Source organism: Enterobacter sp. MGH 38 (genome assembly GCF_000492855.1).
In the GTDB taxonomy this organism is placed as follows: domain Bacteria; phylum Pseudomonadota; class Gammaproteobacteria; order Enterobacterales; family Enterobacteriaceae; genus Enterobacter; species Enterobacter hormaechei_C.
Window position 1 is genome coordinate 1,046,421 of the sequence record NZ_KI535608.1, and the last position, 14,500, is coordinate 1,060,920.

At 55.1% G+C, this 14,500-nt stretch carries 16 protein-coding genes; 6 read left to right on the plus strand and 10 right to left on the minus strand.

Translation table 11 applies throughout. The annotated features are described in order from the left end of the window. Positions 1–9 precede the first annotated feature (9 nt). Positions 10–1,035 (minus strand): HTH-type transcriptional repressor PurR, encoded by a 1,026-nt coding sequence (purR, locus tag L384_RS06390; RefSeq protein ID WP_003857634.1) that lies wholly within the window; start codon positions 1,033–1,035, stop codon positions 10–12. 297 nt (positions 1,036–1,332) lie between these two features. Between purR and L384_RS22525 the strand changes: the two genes are divergently transcribed. Both L384_RS22525 and L384_RS06380 read left to right on the plus strand, forming a co-directional pair. After that, positions 1,333–1,422: a cytochrome bd-I oxidase subunit CydH gene (locus tag L384_RS22525; RefSeq protein WP_003857632.1), complete on the plus strand. Its 90-nt coding sequence runs from the start codon at positions 1,333–1,335 to the stop codon at positions 1,420–1,422. Positions 1,423–1,583: 161 nt separating this feature from the next. Beyond that, complete coding sequence (locus tag L384_RS06380) at positions 1,584–2,750, plus strand: MFS transporter (protein WP_003857631.1); 1,167 nt, start codon at positions 1,584–1,586, stop codon at positions 2,748–2,750. Between the two features lie 37 nt (positions 2,751–2,787). Here the strand turns inward: L384_RS06380 and sodB are convergent, their stop codons facing one another. Together sodB and L384_RS06370 are read right to left on the minus strand one after the other, a co-directional pair. Next, positions 2,788–3,369, minus strand: coding sequence for a superoxide dismutase [Fe] (gene sodB / locus L384_RS06375; protein ID WP_003857629.1), 582 nt, complete (start codon positions 3,367–3,369; stop codon positions 2,788–2,790). 122 nt (positions 3,370–3,491) lie between these two features. Beyond that, a complete protein-coding gene (locus tag L384_RS06370) occupies positions 3,492–4,250 on the minus strand; it encodes a C40 family peptidase (protein WP_022650940.1) in 759 nt (252 codons plus the stop codon). A 338-nt stretch (positions 4,251–4,588) separates the two neighbouring features. Between L384_RS06370 and grxD the strand changes: the two genes are divergently transcribed. After that, a complete protein-coding gene (gene grxD / locus L384_RS06365; RefSeq protein ID WP_003832760.1) occupies positions 4,589–4,936 on the plus strand; it encodes a monothiol glutaredoxin 4 in 348 nt (115 codons plus the stop codon). 78 nt (positions 4,937–5,014) lie between these two features. Here grxD and rnt read toward each other — a convergent pair whose 3' ends face one another. The 5 genes from rnt to eptA all read right to left on the minus strand — a co-directional run bounded on the left by rnt (position 5,015) and on the right by eptA (position 9,695). Then, the gene (gene rnt / locus L384_RS06360; protein ID WP_003857625.1) at positions 5,015–5,674 is read right to left on the minus strand and encodes a ribonuclease T; all 660 of its coding nucleotides are present in this window, start codon (positions 5,672–5,674) and stop codon (positions 5,015–5,017) included. 96 nt (positions 5,675–5,770) lie between these two features. Further along, positions 5,771–6,178, minus strand: coding sequence for a lactoylglutathione lyase (gene gloA / locus L384_RS06355; protein WP_003857623.1), 408 nt, complete (start codon positions 6,176–6,178; stop codon positions 5,771–5,773). 99 nt (positions 6,179–6,277) lie between these two features. Continuing rightward, positions 6,278–7,375: an alkene reductase gene (locus L384_RS06350; protein ID WP_023324540.1), complete on the minus strand. Its 1,098-nt coding sequence runs from the start codon at positions 7,373–7,375 to the stop codon at positions 6,278–6,280. 53 nt (positions 7,376–7,428) lie between these two features. Further along, positions 7,429–8,028: a TetR/AcrR family transcriptional regulator gene (locus tag L384_RS06345; protein WP_003857618.1), complete on the minus strand. Its 600-nt coding sequence runs from the start codon at positions 8,026–8,028 to the stop codon at positions 7,429–7,431. A gap of 41 nt (positions 8,029–8,069) precedes the next feature. Next, on the minus strand, positions 8,070–9,695 hold the full coding sequence (gene eptA / locus L384_RS06340; protein WP_032628380.1) for a phosphoethanolamine transferase EptA: 1,626 nt from the start codon (positions 9,693–9,695) through the stop codon (positions 8,070–8,072). A 147-nt stretch (positions 9,696–9,842) separates the two neighbouring features. Here eptA and L384_RS0121225 point away from each other — a divergent pair, with 147 nt between their 5' ends. From L384_RS0121225 to sodC, 3 genes are all read left to right on the plus strand, one after another. Continuing rightward, positions 9,843–10,082 (plus strand): DUF1289 domain-containing protein, encoded by a 240-nt coding sequence (locus L384_RS0121225; RefSeq protein WP_032628212.1) that lies wholly within the window; start codon positions 9,843–9,845, stop codon positions 10,080–10,082. 48 nt (positions 10,083–10,130) lie between these two features. Further along, the gene (locus L384_RS06335) at positions 10,131–11,027 is read left to right on the plus strand and encodes an aldo/keto reductase (RefSeq protein ID WP_023313962.1); all 897 of its coding nucleotides are present in this window, start codon (positions 10,131–10,133) and stop codon (positions 11,025–11,027) included. Between the two features lie 81 nt (positions 11,028–11,108). Continuing rightward, positions 11,109–11,627 carry a superoxide dismutase [Cu-Zn] SodC gene (gene sodC, locus L384_RS06330; protein WP_023313963.1) on the plus strand — a complete coding sequence of 173 codons (519 nt, stop codon included), beginning with the start codon at positions 11,109–11,111 and terminating at the stop codon, positions 11,625–11,627. Here the strand turns inward: sodC and L384_RS06325 are convergent. Both L384_RS06325 and L384_RS06320 read right to left on the minus strand, forming a co-directional pair. Beyond that, complete coding sequence (locus L384_RS06325; protein ID WP_032610210.1) at positions 11,606–13,639, minus strand: FUSC family protein; 2,034 nt, start codon at positions 13,637–13,639, stop codon at positions 11,606–11,608. The two genes, sodC and L384_RS06325, sit on opposite strands and share 22 nt — an antisense overlap. After that, on the minus strand, positions 13,639–14,499 hold the full coding sequence (locus tag L384_RS06320) for an efflux RND transporter periplasmic adaptor subunit (protein WP_032628382.1): 861 nt from the start codon (positions 14,497–14,499) through the stop codon (positions 13,639–13,641). The genes L384_RS06325 and L384_RS06320 overlap by 1 nt, the downstream gene beginning before the upstream one ends. Position 14,500: the final 1 nt, after the last annotated feature.

Here is a 14,500-nt window from a genome sequence, read left to right on the forward strand (position 1 = left end):
GGAAAGTGATTAACGACGGTAGTCGCGGAACGGACCGTCCGCAACGGAACGGCGTTCTATCAGGCGCGGGTGAACTTCAATGGACTGGGACTGTTCACGCTTGTTGACGATCCTGTCCAGCAGCATGTTGAAGGCCGTTTCACCCAGCGAATCTTTCGGCTGGTGAATGGTGGTCAGCGCCGGGGTAAAGAAGCGGGCGTTGCGCACGTTGTCATAGCCGATCACCGAGATATCCTGGGGGACGCGCAGGCCGAGTTCATCTGCCGCGCATAGCGCGCCCATCGCCATGATGTCACCGCCGCAGAACACCGCGGTAGGGCGATGCGGCTGGGAGACGATCTGCTGCATGGCGCGATAGCCTGACTCCGGCTCGAAGTCGCCCTGAACAATCCAGTTTTCCGGCACGGTGATCAGCGCCTCTTCCATCGCTTTCATGAAACCGGCCAGACGGCCAGCACCGGTGTTACGCTCCAGAGGTCCCGGGATCACGCCAATTTCACGATGACCGCGTTCTACCAGATAACGCCCCGCCATGTAGCCGCCTTCAAAGGCGTTATCAATAACGGAGTCGGTGAAGTCTGCGCGCGCCTCGCCCCAGTCCATGACCACCATCGGAATGTGGCGATACTCTTCCAGCATGGAAAGGACCGACTCAGGGTATTCAGAACACATTACCAGAAGACCGTCGACGCGCTTTTGCGCCATCATTGACAGGTAAGCGCGCTGTTTTTCAATGTTGTTCCACGCATTGCCCAGAATCAGGGTATAGCCTTTCTGGAAGCAGTTTTTTTCAACGGCTTCGATGATTTCAGCAAAATAGGCCGCTTCACTGCTGGTGGCCAGCAGGCCAATCGATTTGGTGTGATTAACCTTCAGGCTGCGGGCGACGGCACTTGGCGAGTAGTGCAGTTCTTTGATTGCCGCCCAGACGGCATTACGCGTCTCTTCAGCGACGAAACGCGTTTTGTTAATAACATGTGATACGGTTGTAGTGGAAACGTTTGCGCGTTTTGCTACGTCTTTAATTGTTGCCATTAAATGTCACTCCAGACCATATCCTAAGCTCCTGAAAAAATTGAAGGTAAACGTTTGCCTTCTCTCACCCTTATTACGCAAACATGAGTTGCGACACGCCGGGAAAACGACACAGGACGTCAGGAGGGGGTCAGTGGCCGGTACGCTAATAAATTTAGCGTGGAATTTTGTCCTATCTTGATGAAAAGGGGAAGAGGTAAAGTGGATATCCGTTTAAATCCTGGAAGATTTTTGACCTGAACTGTGTAAAAATGAGCAAGCTCACTTTTCGTAGGGTGAATAAAAGGAGAAAAATTGATGAGTACCGATCTGAAGTTTTCGCTGTTTACCACCATTGTTGTTCTTGCTCTGATTGTTGCCGGTGGTTTAACCGCTGCACTGCACTGATTCAGGCGGAGGGAGAACCTTCTCCCTCTCTTGCCGCTATTGTTACCTCTCCGGCAAAAATCTTTTGCCAAAATGTTAACTTCTCATTTTTTGTGATTGATGTCATGCTTTTGACTTCTTAGTTCTGTGCCGGGTTATGGCACGGTATCCGGAGCCTCTTCATGAAAATCAATTTTCCCCTGCTGGCCCTGGCGATTGGCGCCTTTGGGATTGGCACCACTGAATTCTCCCCGATGGGGTTATTGCCTGTTATCGCCCGGGGGGTAGACGTCTCTATCCCTGCGGCCGGTATGTTAATTAGCGCCTACGCGATCGGCGTGATGGTGGGCGCGCCGCTGATGACGCTGCTGCTTTCGCACCGTGCGCGCCGCAACGCGCTGATTTTCCTGATGGCGATTTTCACTCTCGGCAATGTGTTTTCCGCGATTTCGCCCGATTACACCACTCTGATGCTTTCGCGCATTCTTACCAGCCTCAACCATGGCGCCTTCTTCGGACTGGGCTCGGTTGTTGCTGCCAGCGTGGTGCCAAAACATAAGCAGGCCAGCGCGGTAGCCACTATGTTTATGGGCCTCACCATCGCTAATATCGGCGGCGTTCCCGCCGCCACCTGGCTGGGAGAAGCCATCGGCTGGCGTATGTCTTTCCTCGCAACCGCCGGACTGGGCGTGGTCGCGATGGTTGCGCTGTTCTTCTCACTGCCGAAAGGAAGTGCTGGAGAACGTCCGGAAGTACGTAAAGAGCTGGCGGTGCTGATGCGTCCTCAGGTGTTGTCCGCGCTGCTCACCACGGTGCTGGGGGCCGGGGCGATGTTTACGCTCTACACCTATATCTCCCCGGTGCTGCACGACATAACCCACGCAACGCCACTCTTTGTTACCGCGATGCTGGTGCTGATTGGTGTCGGGTTCTCGATTGGCAACTATCTCGGCGGGAAATTTGCCGACCGCTCCGTGAGTGGGACGCTGAAAGGTTTTTTAACGCTGCTGATTGTCATCATGGTGGCGATTCCGTGGCTGGCGCGTAACGAAGTGGGTGCCGCGATTGCCATGGTGGTGTGGGGCGCCGCAACCTTTGCCGTGGTGCCACCGTTGCAGATGCGCGTAATGCGCGTTGCACACGAAGCGCCGGGGCTCTCTTCATCGGTGAATATCGGTGCGTTTAACCTGGGCAATGCGCTGGGGGCCGCAGCGGGCGGGGCGGTGATCTCCGGTGGTTTGGGTTATAGCTTTGTGCCGGTGATGGGGGCGATCATTGCCGCACTCGGCCTGCTGCTGGTGATAATGTCTGGTCGTAAACAGCCTCAAGCGGTGTGTACGGCGGAATAAACAAAAACGCAGAAGGGCTGCCCCTTCTGCGTGTCTCTTACGCGGCGAAGTTCTTCGCAACAAATTCCCAGTTAACCAGTGCCCAGAAGTGTTCCAGGTAGTTCGGGCGCGCATTACGGTAATCAATGTAATAGGCGTGTTCCCATACGTCCACGGTCATCAGCGGCGTGGCGCTGGTGGTCAGAGGGGTACCCGCATTAGAAGTGGAAACGATAGCCAGTTTGCCATCAGCCTCTTTTACCAGCCAGGTCCAGCCGGAGCCAAAGTTTTTAACGGCTGCATCAGTAAACTTCGCTTTAAAATCCGCGAAACTGCCGAACGCGGCGTTAATCGCTGCCGCCAGCTCACCGTCAGGTTCTCCGCCTGCATTCGGGGCCAGGCAGTGCCAGTAGAAGGTGTGGTTCCACACCTGTGCGGCGTTGTTGAATACGCCGCCGTCTGAACTGCGCACGATCTCTTCCAGCGTTTTGCCTTCAAAATCGGTGCCCTTGATCAGGTTATTCAGGTTGGTGACATAGGTCTGGTGATGCTTGCCGTAATGGTACTCCAGGGTTTCCGCGGAAATATGCGGGGCCAGGGCGTCTTTTGCATACGGTAGTGCAGGTAATTCGAACGACATTGCTTCTCTCCTTATAGTTTTATACGTTGCCAATAACCCTACAGACAACAAGGACAGGATAGCAAATTGAAAGGGTATGCAAAAGAGGAACTTACCCTGCCACAGAGGCGGCAGGGCAGGGGCTAGCGGATGGTTTTTGGCGTCATCACGCGGCGCGCACCCACATAGTGGCGCACCCAATAATCTTCGCTGAGAGAGGTGATCTGAATGTCCTGACCGCTGCGCGGTGACTGGATAAATTTACCGTTACCCACATACACCCCAACGTGATCTGCCGTACCGCGTCCCTGGGTGCGGAAGAACACCAGGTCGCCATTTTGCAGTTCGCCACGGTTTACAGGGGCGGCGTCGCGCAGATGGTACATCTCATTGGCGGTGCGTGGAATGCGAAACTTCACCAGATCTTTATAGGCATAATAAACCAGCCCACTACAGTCAAAACCGGTGCGCGGAGAGGTGCCACCCCAGCGATACGGTTTACCTATTTGCCCCATCAGTTTGTTCATCGCCGTTTTTTGCGCTTTCTGCATACGCGCTTTATGCACGTCAGCCAGCTTCGTCACTTTTGCGCATTTCGTTTTATGGCCTTTGCGCACGGTGCATTTTTCATTCACCAGGCTGGCGGTTGTTCGGGTGGTTTTGTGCGTGCCGGAACGGAGAGTTTTGGTTTTACTGGAGGCGGTCTTTTTGGTCTGAGCGGTGGTTTTCTTCTTTACTGTTTTACTGGTGGTTTTTTTCTTACGTTCTGTGGATTTTGCCAGATGCGTTTTTTGTACAGCAGAATGCCGCGCCTGTTCAGAGGCGTTCGCCGCTGGCGTAAATGAGAGTGTGGTAAACAGTAAAGCACAGAGCGTCATCGAGATTTTAGTTATCCGCGCCACTGGGCAGTCCCCTGATAAATGCAGGCCACAATGCATACCCGCGTGAGATTTACAAAACCTGTCGATTCTAATCCATAAAATCAGAAGAAGTTAATAGCATTTTTCATTCAAAAATTATGTTTCGTTAGCAAGTGCAAAAAAATTCACCATTCTGACGCACTCCTGTTCGCTCCTTAAGCAAAACCGCACTCCGTCTGGCGATAAACGACATTAGCAATGCAACTTTATGCGATAAGCGATAAAATAATTAGACGTGACAAAAATGTTATTTTCCGATGTCGGCCTGACCCGCTACAATGTCAGACTGATGCCGTAACAGAAGTTAAAGGAAGCAAGACATGAGCACCACTATTGAAAAAATTCAGCGCCAGATCGCTGAAAACCCGATTCTCCTGTACATGAAAGGTTCTCCGAAGCTGCCAAGCTGCGGCTTCTCCGCGCAAGCGGTTCAGGCGCTGTCCGCCTGTGGTGAGCGTTTTGCTTACGTTGATATCCTGCAAAACCCGGACATTCGCGCTGAATTGCCAAAATACGCAAACTGGCCGACCTTCCCACAGCTGTGGGTTGATGGTGAACTGGTTGGCGGATGCGATATCCTGATTGAAATGTATCAGCGCGGCGAACTGCAACAGCTGATCAAAGAGACTGCGGCGAAGTATAAAACCGAAGAGCCGGACGCAGAATAAGTTTTCTGCGGATATAAAAAAGCGACCACATTATGTTGGTCGCTTTTTTTTGTCCTGTGGGGCTGTTGATAATCCAACCTACGATTGAAGATCGGCCTCGTCGCCCATCGGCAGCGGCCAGCCGCCCAGACGTTTCCAGCGGTTGACGATCTCACAGAACAGCTCCGCCGTACGCTCGGTGTCGTATAACGCGGAATGCGCCTGGGTACCGTCAAACGCAATACCCGCCGTGATGCAGGCTTTCGAGAGCACGGTTTGCCCCAGCGCCAGGCCGCTCAGCGCGGCGGTGTCGAAGGTCACAAACGGATGAAATGGATTACGCTTTAGCGAGGCGCGCTCGGCGGCAGCCATGGTGAAGCTGTGATCGAACGTAGCGTTGTGGGCTACCATGATGGCGCGGCTACAGTCATTCTCTTTCATGCCTTTGCGCACCATTTTGAAAATGGCGTGCAGCGCCTCGTATTCGCTTACCGCCCCGCGCAGCGGGTTTGTCGGATCGATACCGTTAAAGGCCAGCGCCTCTGGCTGTAAGTTTGCCCCTTCAAAGGGTTCAACGTGGAAATGCAGCGTGGTGTCCGGTACAAGCCAGCCCTGTTCATCCATCTTCAGCGTGATGGCGGCAATCTCAAGCAGCGCATCGGTTTTAGCGTTAAATCCGGCTGTTTCTACATCAATGACAACGGGATAAAAACCACGAAAACGGTCGCACAGACCGGTAAATTGAGCGTTATCGGACATCAGGGTCTCTTACAAGGGGGAAAAAGCAGTGCGCATTATGGCAAATTTTGAGAGGGGATGCAGCAAAACAACGGGCGCATAGTGCGCCCTGCGGGATCAATTGCCCAGACCGCGACCAGCGTCTTTGGCTTCAATCAGTTCGATTTTATAACCGTCCGGATCTTCCACAAACGCAATGACGGTGGTACCGCCTTTAACCGGACCGGCTTCACGGGTGACGTTACCGCCATTGCTGCGGATACGTTCGCAGGCTTCGGCGGCGTTATCCACTTCCAGCGCGATGTGTCCGTAAGCCGTACCCAGCTCATAGCTGTCCACGCCCCAGTTGTAGGTCAGCTCGATGACCGCTTCATCAGATTCCGGGCCGTAACCGACAAACGCCAGAGAGTATTTATATTCCGGATTTTCGCTGGTGCGCAGCAGCTTCATGCCCAGAACGTTAGTGTAGAAATCGATGGAACGTTGCAGGTCGCCAACGCGCAGCATGGTGTGAAGTAGGCGCATAATTTCCTCATTAACCAGTGGAATGGATTATCTTTTTGAACAGAAACGATGTTTTAGTATAGCGGCGAAAGGTCGCCGCTATCAATGTACAAAGCGGGATTACAGTGAAGGGTAGTCGGTATAACCTTCCGCGCCGCCGCCATAGAAACTTTCAGGGCGCTGCGGGTTCAGTTCGGCTTTCTTCTGCAAACGGGCAACCAGATCCGGGTTAGCAATGTAGTCACGGCCAAAGGCCACGGCGTCGATCAGGCCTTTCCCGATCAGATCTTCAGCTTTCTCTGCCGTATACGCGCCCGCCCCGATAATCACGCCGTGGAAGCGCTCGCGCACTTTCTGGCGGAAGGCTTCACTATAAGGCTTGCCGCCTGCCCAGTCCGGCTCGGACATGTGCAGATAGGCGATACCGCGTTTCGCCAGCTCTTCAATCAGATACAGCGCGTCTGCTTCTTCGTTCGGACCGTTGTCGACGTTCTGGAAAGTACCGATCGGGGAGACACGAATACCAATGCGGTCTGCGCTCCACTCATTACAGACAGCATCCACCACTTCAAGCACCAGACGCGCGCGGTTTTCAACGCTGCCGCCGTACTGGTCGGTACGCTGGTTGGAAGAAGGGGACAGGAACTGATGCAGCAGGTAACCGTGCGCAGAGTGCAGCTCAACCAGGTCGAAGCCCGCTTCACGGGCGTTGGCGACGGCCTGACGGAAATCATTCACAATACCCGGGATCTCGTCCAGCTCCAGCGCGCGTGGCGTGGTGGTGTCAACGCGGATCGCATTACCGTTTTCATCGCGCAGGGAAGTGCGGGTATTGGCGTTCAGGGCAGAAGCAGAAACCGGCGCCTGACTGCCAGGCTGGATGCTGCTGTGTGAGATACGTCCGGTGTGCCACAGCTGAACCGCAATACGGCCATCTTCAGCATGAACACCTGCGGTGATTTTTTTCCACGCGGCGATCTGTTCTGGGCTGTGCAGACCCGGCGCACCGGCGTAGCCTTTTGCCTGGGCAGAAATCTGCGTGGCTTCGGAAATAATCAGGCCCGCGCTGGCGCGCTGACGATAATACTCACCCATCAATGGCGTTGGGATATCGCCCGGCTCGATGCTGCGCAGACGGGTGAGTGGGGCCATAAACACGCGGTTTGGGGCAGTAACGGCACCCACTTTCAGTGGGGTAAACAGCTTTTCAGCGGACATAATGGCTCCTGAGTAGACCAGTCGACTAGTAAAAGGGTAAATAAAAACGCCGGCTACACGCCAGGCGCGGTTATACAGTTTTTCACGTGCGCCAGCGCGCTTTCGAGCGGCACGGCGCTGCGAGACATTTTTGCTTGCAGGTTGGCGCCTAACCAGAGGGAATAGAGCACCTGTGCCTGCGTGAGCGGATCGCCGGAGAAGGAGAGCGTTTTTTCATTGCGCCCGCTCTCCAGCGCCTGAGCCAGCAGGGCAATCACGCCGCTGGCCCCTTTATCCATGGCGGTGCGCATATCTTCGGAGAGATCGCACACTTCGGCAGACAGTTTTACCGTCAGGCAGCCGCTGATGATGCCCTGCTGACAGAACTGCGTCAGCGTTTCCTGATAGTAGTTCAGAACACGATCCCGGTAGTCACCTTCACCGCTGGCGAAGTGGGCTGCCAGGCGCTGATGGTAGCTGGCGTAGTGCCGCTCCAGCATGGCAACGCCGAACGCCTCTTTGGAACGAAAATAGTGATAAAACGATCCCTTAGGTACTTCAGCGGTTTTTAACAACTCGCTAAGCCCCATCCCGGTAAACCCGCGATGCATGCAAAGGCGCTCGCCGGTAGCCAGCAAATGTTCTCGTGTATCGTGTTCAGTGTGTCTGCTCATGCCCTTACTCTAATAGACCGTTCGGTCTAATGCAAGCCCGCTTAGCGACGACACTGCGACAGAATATCCAGCTGCGGCTGATAAACCGCTGATTTCACGTCCATCATGCCCAGAACGGTGGCGAATAAATTGTCCTGTGAAACCGCCTCTTTTGCGGCATGGTCACGCAGGCAATCCGTGTTTACGCCGAAGTTTTTCGCATAATCCGGGGAGAGCCAGAACATAAAAGGAATATGCGTTTGCTGCTCCGGGGCCAGCATATACGGCGTACCATGCAGGTAAATTCCGCTTTCGCCCAGCGATTCACCGTGATCGGAGAGGTAAATGAGCGCCGTGTTCATGTTGGCCTGCCGGGCTTTCAGTGCGTCGATGGTTCGGCTGACGACGCTGTCGGTATACAGAATCGTGTTGTCATAGGTATTGATCAGCGACTGATGATCGCAATCCTGAATTTCATTGGTATCGCAGGTTGGGGTGAACTTGCGGAAGCTGTCGGGGTAGCGTTTGTAATAGGCCGGACCGTGGCTGCCCATCAGGTGAATAACCAGAACCGTATCCTGTTTTATTCCATCCAGCACGTTGTCCAGGCGGTACAGGTTAACGTCGTCGATACAGGATTTGTCCTTACAGAACTGATCCAGTTTCCACTGGGTCATGTCCGTGTGCGGCACGCGGTCGCAGGCGCCTTTACACCCGCCGTCGTTATCGCGCCACAGCAGGTTGAACCCGGCGTGGTTAAGCACATCAAGCAGACCTTCCTGATGATGGGCGAGGTCCGCGTCATATTTTTTCCGCGTCATGCCGGAGAACATGCAGGGGACGGAAACAGCGGTTTCCGTGCCACAGGAGGAGGCCCGCGGGAAGTTGATGACATCCTGCTTTTTCAGCTCGGGGTTGGTTTCACGCGGGTAACCATTTAACGAGTAGTTTGCGGCGCGGGAGGCTTCGCCCACCACCACAACCAGCACGGTTTTCTTGCGTTGGCTGGCAATCAGCGCGCCTTTATGAGCATCTTCGCCAATGCGGACCAGCGTCTGGTCGCCGGCAAACCAGCGCATTTTGCTGTATTTCACCACGGCGCTCACGTAATTCGCCGGGGTGACCATTTTTACGATGCTTTTGTTATTGCGGAACAGCGAAGCATAGTCTTTATAGAACACTGACGCGACCAGGATGATCACCAGCAGCGCACCCAGCATAGCGGCGAAGCGCGTCAGGAGGGCATACCACCATTTTCCGGTGCGAATGCGCGTCAGGGCTAACACAACAGATGGAACCAGACCCGCTACGACCAGCCACAGGATCATCTGCGGCGTCACCAGGGCTGTCGCTTCCTGAGAATTAGTCTCGAACACGTTCACAATCATGTTCTGATCGATAACCGCGCCATAGGTATACATAAACCAGGTCGCGGCGGCACATCCCAGAGTCAGGACAATCAGGAGCGGCTTACGAATATAGGGGATATTTAACAGGCTGAAGACAATCACCCAGCCGCAGAACAGTACCAGCGGCACGCTGGCAGCAAACAGGACATCGTGCAGATGCGCAGGCGCAATAATTGACCAGCTGCGCTGGATAAACAGTGCATTCAGTACGGTAAAGAAAAGTGCACAGCCCAGAGTAAATTTTATATCGTTACAGTGTAACTTTTTTGCGAACCACATGATGAGCAGACCATTCGTTATATCAATGCGGCGAGTATAAGAAGGGAAGATTAGCGAAACCTTAATGTCCTGTTTGTGGCAGACATCCTTGCATGCAAGCCATTTAGGGTCTTCACTGTAGGGAATAATGACGTTCTGGAGGTAGGTGTGGCAGAGCAACTGGAATTTTTCCCTGTCCAGAGCCCGTGCCGGGGTATTTGCCAGGTTGATGAACGAGGATACTGTCGTGGCTGCATGCGCACGCGCGATGAACGTTTTAACTGGCAAAATTTCAGCGACGCGCATAAGCAGGAGGTCTTACGGCTTTGCCGACAGCGTCTGCTGCGTAAAATTCGTGCAAACAAAGCGGTTGAACCCGAAGAACCTCAGCAACCTTCACTGTTTTAGCAGGGTAATTGCGTATACTGGTGACATGACTTCCTTGAGGAAAATGTTATGGTTCAGCGTATTACCCTTGCCCCACAGGGCCCGGAATTCTCCCGATTCGTTATGGGCTACTGGCGCCTCATGGACTGGAATATGTCTCCGGTCCAGCTGGCGGACTTTATAGAAGAGCATCTCGATCTCGGGATCACCACCGTCGATCACGCTGATATTTATGGCGGCTATCAGTGCGAGGCCGCCTTTGGCGAAGCGCTGAAGCGTGCGCCGGGGCTGCGTGAACGAATGGAGATTGTGACCAAATGCGGTATTGCCACCACAGCAAAACCGGAGCATGCGCTTGGACATTACATCACTGACAGCGCGCATATCGTTAAAAGCGCCGAGCAGTCACTGGTCAACCTGGCCACAGATCGTATCGACCTGCTGCTGATCCACCGTCCCGATCCGTTGATGGATGCGGATGAGGTCGCGGAAGCCTTCCTGACGCTGCACCAGAGCGGCAAAGTGCGCCATTTTGGCGTGTCTAACTTCACCCCGGCACAGTTTGCGCTATTGCAGTCTCGCCTGCCGTTTACGCTGGCGACGAATCAGGTGGAGATCTCGCCTGTTCATCAGCCGCTGCTGCTGGATGGCACGCTCGACCAACTGCAACAGCTGCGCATCCGTCCAATGGCATGGTCCTGTCTGGGAGGCGGCCGTCTGTTTAACGATGAGGCATTCCAGCCGCTGCGTAACGAGCTTGAAACGGTGGCGCGCGAACTGAATGCGGAGAGTATCGAGCAGGTGGTTTACGCCTGGATCCTGCGCCTGCCGTCTAAACCGCTGCCAATTATTGGCTCCGGCAAAATTGAGCGTGTCCGCGCTGCGCTTGTTGCTGAGGAGCTGGATATGACGCGTCAGCAGTGGTTCCGCATTCGTAAGGCGGCGCTGGGCTACGACGTACCCTGAGCACGCCTGAACCTGACTTTCCGGTGAAATCTGCGCCTCTGGTATAGACTTAAGGTGCAAAAAATAACCCGTGGAGGTCATATGAAGCGTTTTGCTCTGGCAATGGTCACGCTGGTTGTTTGCGCAGGGGCGCAGGCAGCCAGCGAGGACGTTGAAATGAATCTCGTCACTTCTCAGGGGGTAGGTCAGTCCATCGGGACGGTGAAAATCACCGAAACCGATAAAGGGCTGGAATTTGCTCCCGATCTCAAGGCTCTTCCACCCGGCGAACATGGTTTTCACGTTCATGCTAAAGGCAGCTGTCAACCCGCGATGAAAGAGGGGAAACCAACAGCTGCGGAAGCCGCAGGGGGGCATCTCGACCCGCAGAACTCCGGTAAGCATGAAGGCCCGGAAGGGATGGGGCACCTCGGCGATCTGCCGGTGCTGGTGGTAAATAACGATGGTAAAGCCACCGATCCGGTTGTGGCGCCACGACTCAAAAAGCTTGACGAGGTCAAAGGCAAGGCGCTGATGGTCCACGTGGGCGGCGATAACATGTCCGATCAACCTGAACCGCTTGGCGGCGGCGGGGCGCGCTATGCCTGCGGGGTGATCTGATCGCCAATCGTTCCGGGTGGCGGCGCCTGTTCAAGCTGTGACAGGGAGCAGTGCAGCCGCCAGATAATGGATGCCAGATCGCGGGCCGCAGGCTGATGATGGTGCGCCAGCGTGTCGCAAATACGCTGAAGCTCGGCGAGCGTGACGCTCAGGGGGCGCTGCTGCACCCCGCGCTCGCTCATCACATCGCGGAGCATGGAAATACAGTTATCACGGACCTGCGACAGCGGATCGGAACGCGTCTCCCAGGCGCGCAGCTGCCACACCACGTGCGAACAGTTTAGCAGCACCACGCCCCAGCGCAGTAGCCAGCGACGGGAGAGTGAATCCTGGCTGTTGTTCAGCTGGCTGACATGATGGTAAACCAGCGATTCATACTCGCTTTCGCGCAGATGCGGCCTGCGGCTCAGCTGATCGACAAAACCCCTGCGCAACTCCCGAATATGCCTGCGGCTTTTACGCGCGTCCGAGCCCGGGCGTAGCACGGCGAAAGCCAGCCACGCCAGCCCCACGCCGAGGATCTTCGCCAGGTTGTCGTTGAGAAAATCAGCGTAATCGTAAACCGGTGGATTCGTTACAGAGATAAATGAGCCCATAAAAACAATTAACTGACCCCACAGACCGGCCAGTTTAGGCATTTGCAGTTTGAGCAACTGCATGGTGGTTAATAGCGGGAAGAGAAACAGCAGAAATTGCCAGAGGTCGGTTATCTGCACCATCAAACCAAATTTCACCACGAAGCTGAACAGCGACAGCAGCACCAGCGTACGCAGCAGAAGCGTCAGGGAGTTAAAGGGGGAAGCGGCGACGGAATAGAGCACGCAGCTGATTGCCGCAAGCGTCAGGGCCGCACTGCCCGCATCCCATTGCGTGGTGATGGCCCATGCGCCTACGGCCGTCAACGCGCAAAACGTACGAAAACCGCTCCATAGCGCCTCCATTGCGTCGGTATGCCGCGCCAGAGCAGGACTACCGGGAACGGAAAATTCGGTGACGGGCGTGGCATTCTCGACGGCTTTTAACCAGCGGCTGCTGCGCAGATACAGGCGGCAGAAATAGTTTAGACGCTGCCAGAAGGCGCGATGCCGGTAGTCATATTCATCCGCTGGGGCGAGCGGCGCGATAATGCGGGCCACGGTATAAATATCGGCATCCGAACGCGCAAGGGTAGCGAGCAGCGCCTCGATAATCTCCCGGGTATGGGCTGGCGGTGCAGGCCAGTTCAGCAACATCCGACGAAGGCTCGAGATCGCGCTCGTCATCCGCAATTGCTGGTGCAATAAATAGTTCAGAAGCGTGTTCTGGCGACGAAAACGGTAGTGGCTCCAGAAAGCCTGGATGCGCAACAGGTTCATGGTCAGGATCTGGCCGATGACCTTTTCGTGCGCGAGGCGGATGTCATCGCTGCTGTCAGGCTGCCAGAGCAGGCTGGCATGTTCCAGCAAACGTGCGTGCATCGTTTTAAGGGCGGTGATAAGCGTAGTGCCATCTGAGGTACTGGGCAGGATCATCATCATGACGCCCCCGCACAGAATGCCGACCATCACTTCACACACGCGTGCCTGGGCGATATCCCACAGCTCAGTGGTATCCAGCACGTTGACGACCGGAAAGGCGATAATGGCCGCGGTGTAACCCGCCAGTTGAAACGCATAGGCAACGTTATTGGTAAAATGAGCGCAGGCCCAGGTACACAGCCCCAGCCATGCCGACATGCTTAACAAAAAGAGCCAGGGATCGTTCAGAGTATGGCCGGCAAGAAGCAGTGCGGCGGTTGCCCCCAGCAGGCTACCCGCCACGCGCCCGAGGCTTTTACTGATAACGCCCCCGACGGTTGGGAAGCTGACGACCGCCGCAGAGGTCATCGCCCAGTAAGGCTCATCCAGATTCAGATAATAGGCAACCGTAAGCGCAAGGCACATGGCGATGCCGTTACGCAGCGCGTAACGCCACTGCGGCCGTGTAGCTTTTATCCACGGCGTATTGCGCCAGGAGAGAGCTCCCAGGTTCATCATCGCGATCCGATGGCGACGGTGCAGGTTGTGCCAGAGACCAGGGTAATGTCTTTCGGCAGTTGATCAAACTCGACGCGAACAGGCACCCGCTGAGCCAGACGCACCCACGGTACGTTGGGTTTGATGTCGGGCACCAGGCCAGAATCGGTTTCCACGCTCTGATCGTAAATTGCCCGACCTATGCTGCTAACGTGACCCTGTAACGTTTCTGCGCCGCTGTAAAGCGTGATTCGGGCAGGCGCTCCCTCGCGGATATGGCGCAGCTTGGTTTCTTCAAAATAACCTACAACATAGAAAGAGCGGCTGTCGACCAGGGCAAAGACCGGCTGGCCTGTGGTGGCGTAATCCCCCACACGGGTCGACAGGCTCGTGATCCATCCATCCACCGGAGCTTTGACAACGGTCTGGGTCAGTTGCCACTCGGCCTGTTTCAGCGTTGCCTCTGCAACCTTCAGGCTGGCCTGCATGGCTTTTACATTGATATTGGCGGTATCGAGATCTTCCGCAGAGATGTAATTCCTCGACAGATGTCGGCGACGTTCGGCTTCGTTATTGGCTTTTGCCAGATCGGATTGAGCTTTTGCGAGCTGCGCCTGGGCATTGAGCACCGCAATGTGAAAAGGGGTCTCGTCGATGCGGAATAACACATCACCCGCATGAACGAACTGGTTGTCCTTCACCAGCAGCGCGCTGATACTGCCGGACACCTGTGGCGTGATGCTGACCTGTTCCGCGCGGATCTTGCCGTCACGCGTCCAGGGCGACTGCATGTAATAATTCCAGAGCCACCAGCCGGCGATAAGCGACAGCGCTAAGACGAAAAGAGTGGAAAAATATTTTAACGTTTTCAATGCTATT

Coding starts and splice junctions, on each gene's coding strand:
- purR (WP_003857634.1), bottom strand. CDS start 1,035: ATGGCAACAATTAAAGACGTAGCAAAACGCGCAAACGTTTCCACTACA.
- L384_RS22525 (WP_003857632.1), top strand. CDS start 1,333: ATGAGTACCGATCTGAAGTTTTCGCTGTTTACCACCATTGTTGTTCTT.
- L384_RS06380 (WP_003857631.1), top strand. CDS start 1,584: ATGAAAATCAATTTTCCCCTGCTGGCCCTGGCGATTGGCGCCTTTGGG.
- sodB (WP_003857629.1), bottom strand. CDS start 3,369: ATGTCGTTCGAATTACCTGCACTACCGTATGCAAAAGACGCCCTGGCC.
- grxD (WP_003832760.1), top strand. CDS start 4,589: ATGAGCACCACTATTGAAAAAATTCAGCGCCAGATCGCTGAAAACCCG.
- rnt (WP_003857625.1), bottom strand. CDS start 5,674: ATGTCCGATAACGCTCAATTTACCGGTCTGTGCGACCGTTTTCGTGGT.
- gloA (WP_003857623.1), bottom strand. CDS start 6,178: ATGCGCCTACTTCACACCATGCTGCGCGTTGGCGACCTGCAACGTTCC.
- L384_RS06350 (WP_023324540.1), bottom strand. CDS start 7,375: ATGTCCGCTGAAAAGCTGTTTACCCCACTGAAAGTGGGTGCCGTTACT.
- L384_RS06345 (WP_003857618.1), bottom strand. CDS start 8,028: ATGAGCAGACACACTGAACACGATACACGAGAACATTTGCTGGCTACC.
- eptA (WP_032628380.1), bottom strand. CDS start 9,695: ATGTGGTTCGCAAAAAAGTTACACTGTAACGATATAAAATTTACTCTG.
- L384_RS06335 (WP_023313962.1), top strand. CDS start 10,131: ATGGTTCAGCGTATTACCCTTGCCCCACAGGGCCCGGAATTCTCCCGA.
- sodC (WP_023313963.1), top strand. CDS start 11,109: ATGAAGCGTTTTGCTCTGGCAATGGTCACGCTGGTTGTTTGCGCAGGG.
- L384_RS06325 (WP_032610210.1), bottom strand. CDS start 13,639: ATGAACCTGGGAGCTCTCTCCTGGCGCAATACGCCGTGGATAAAAGCT.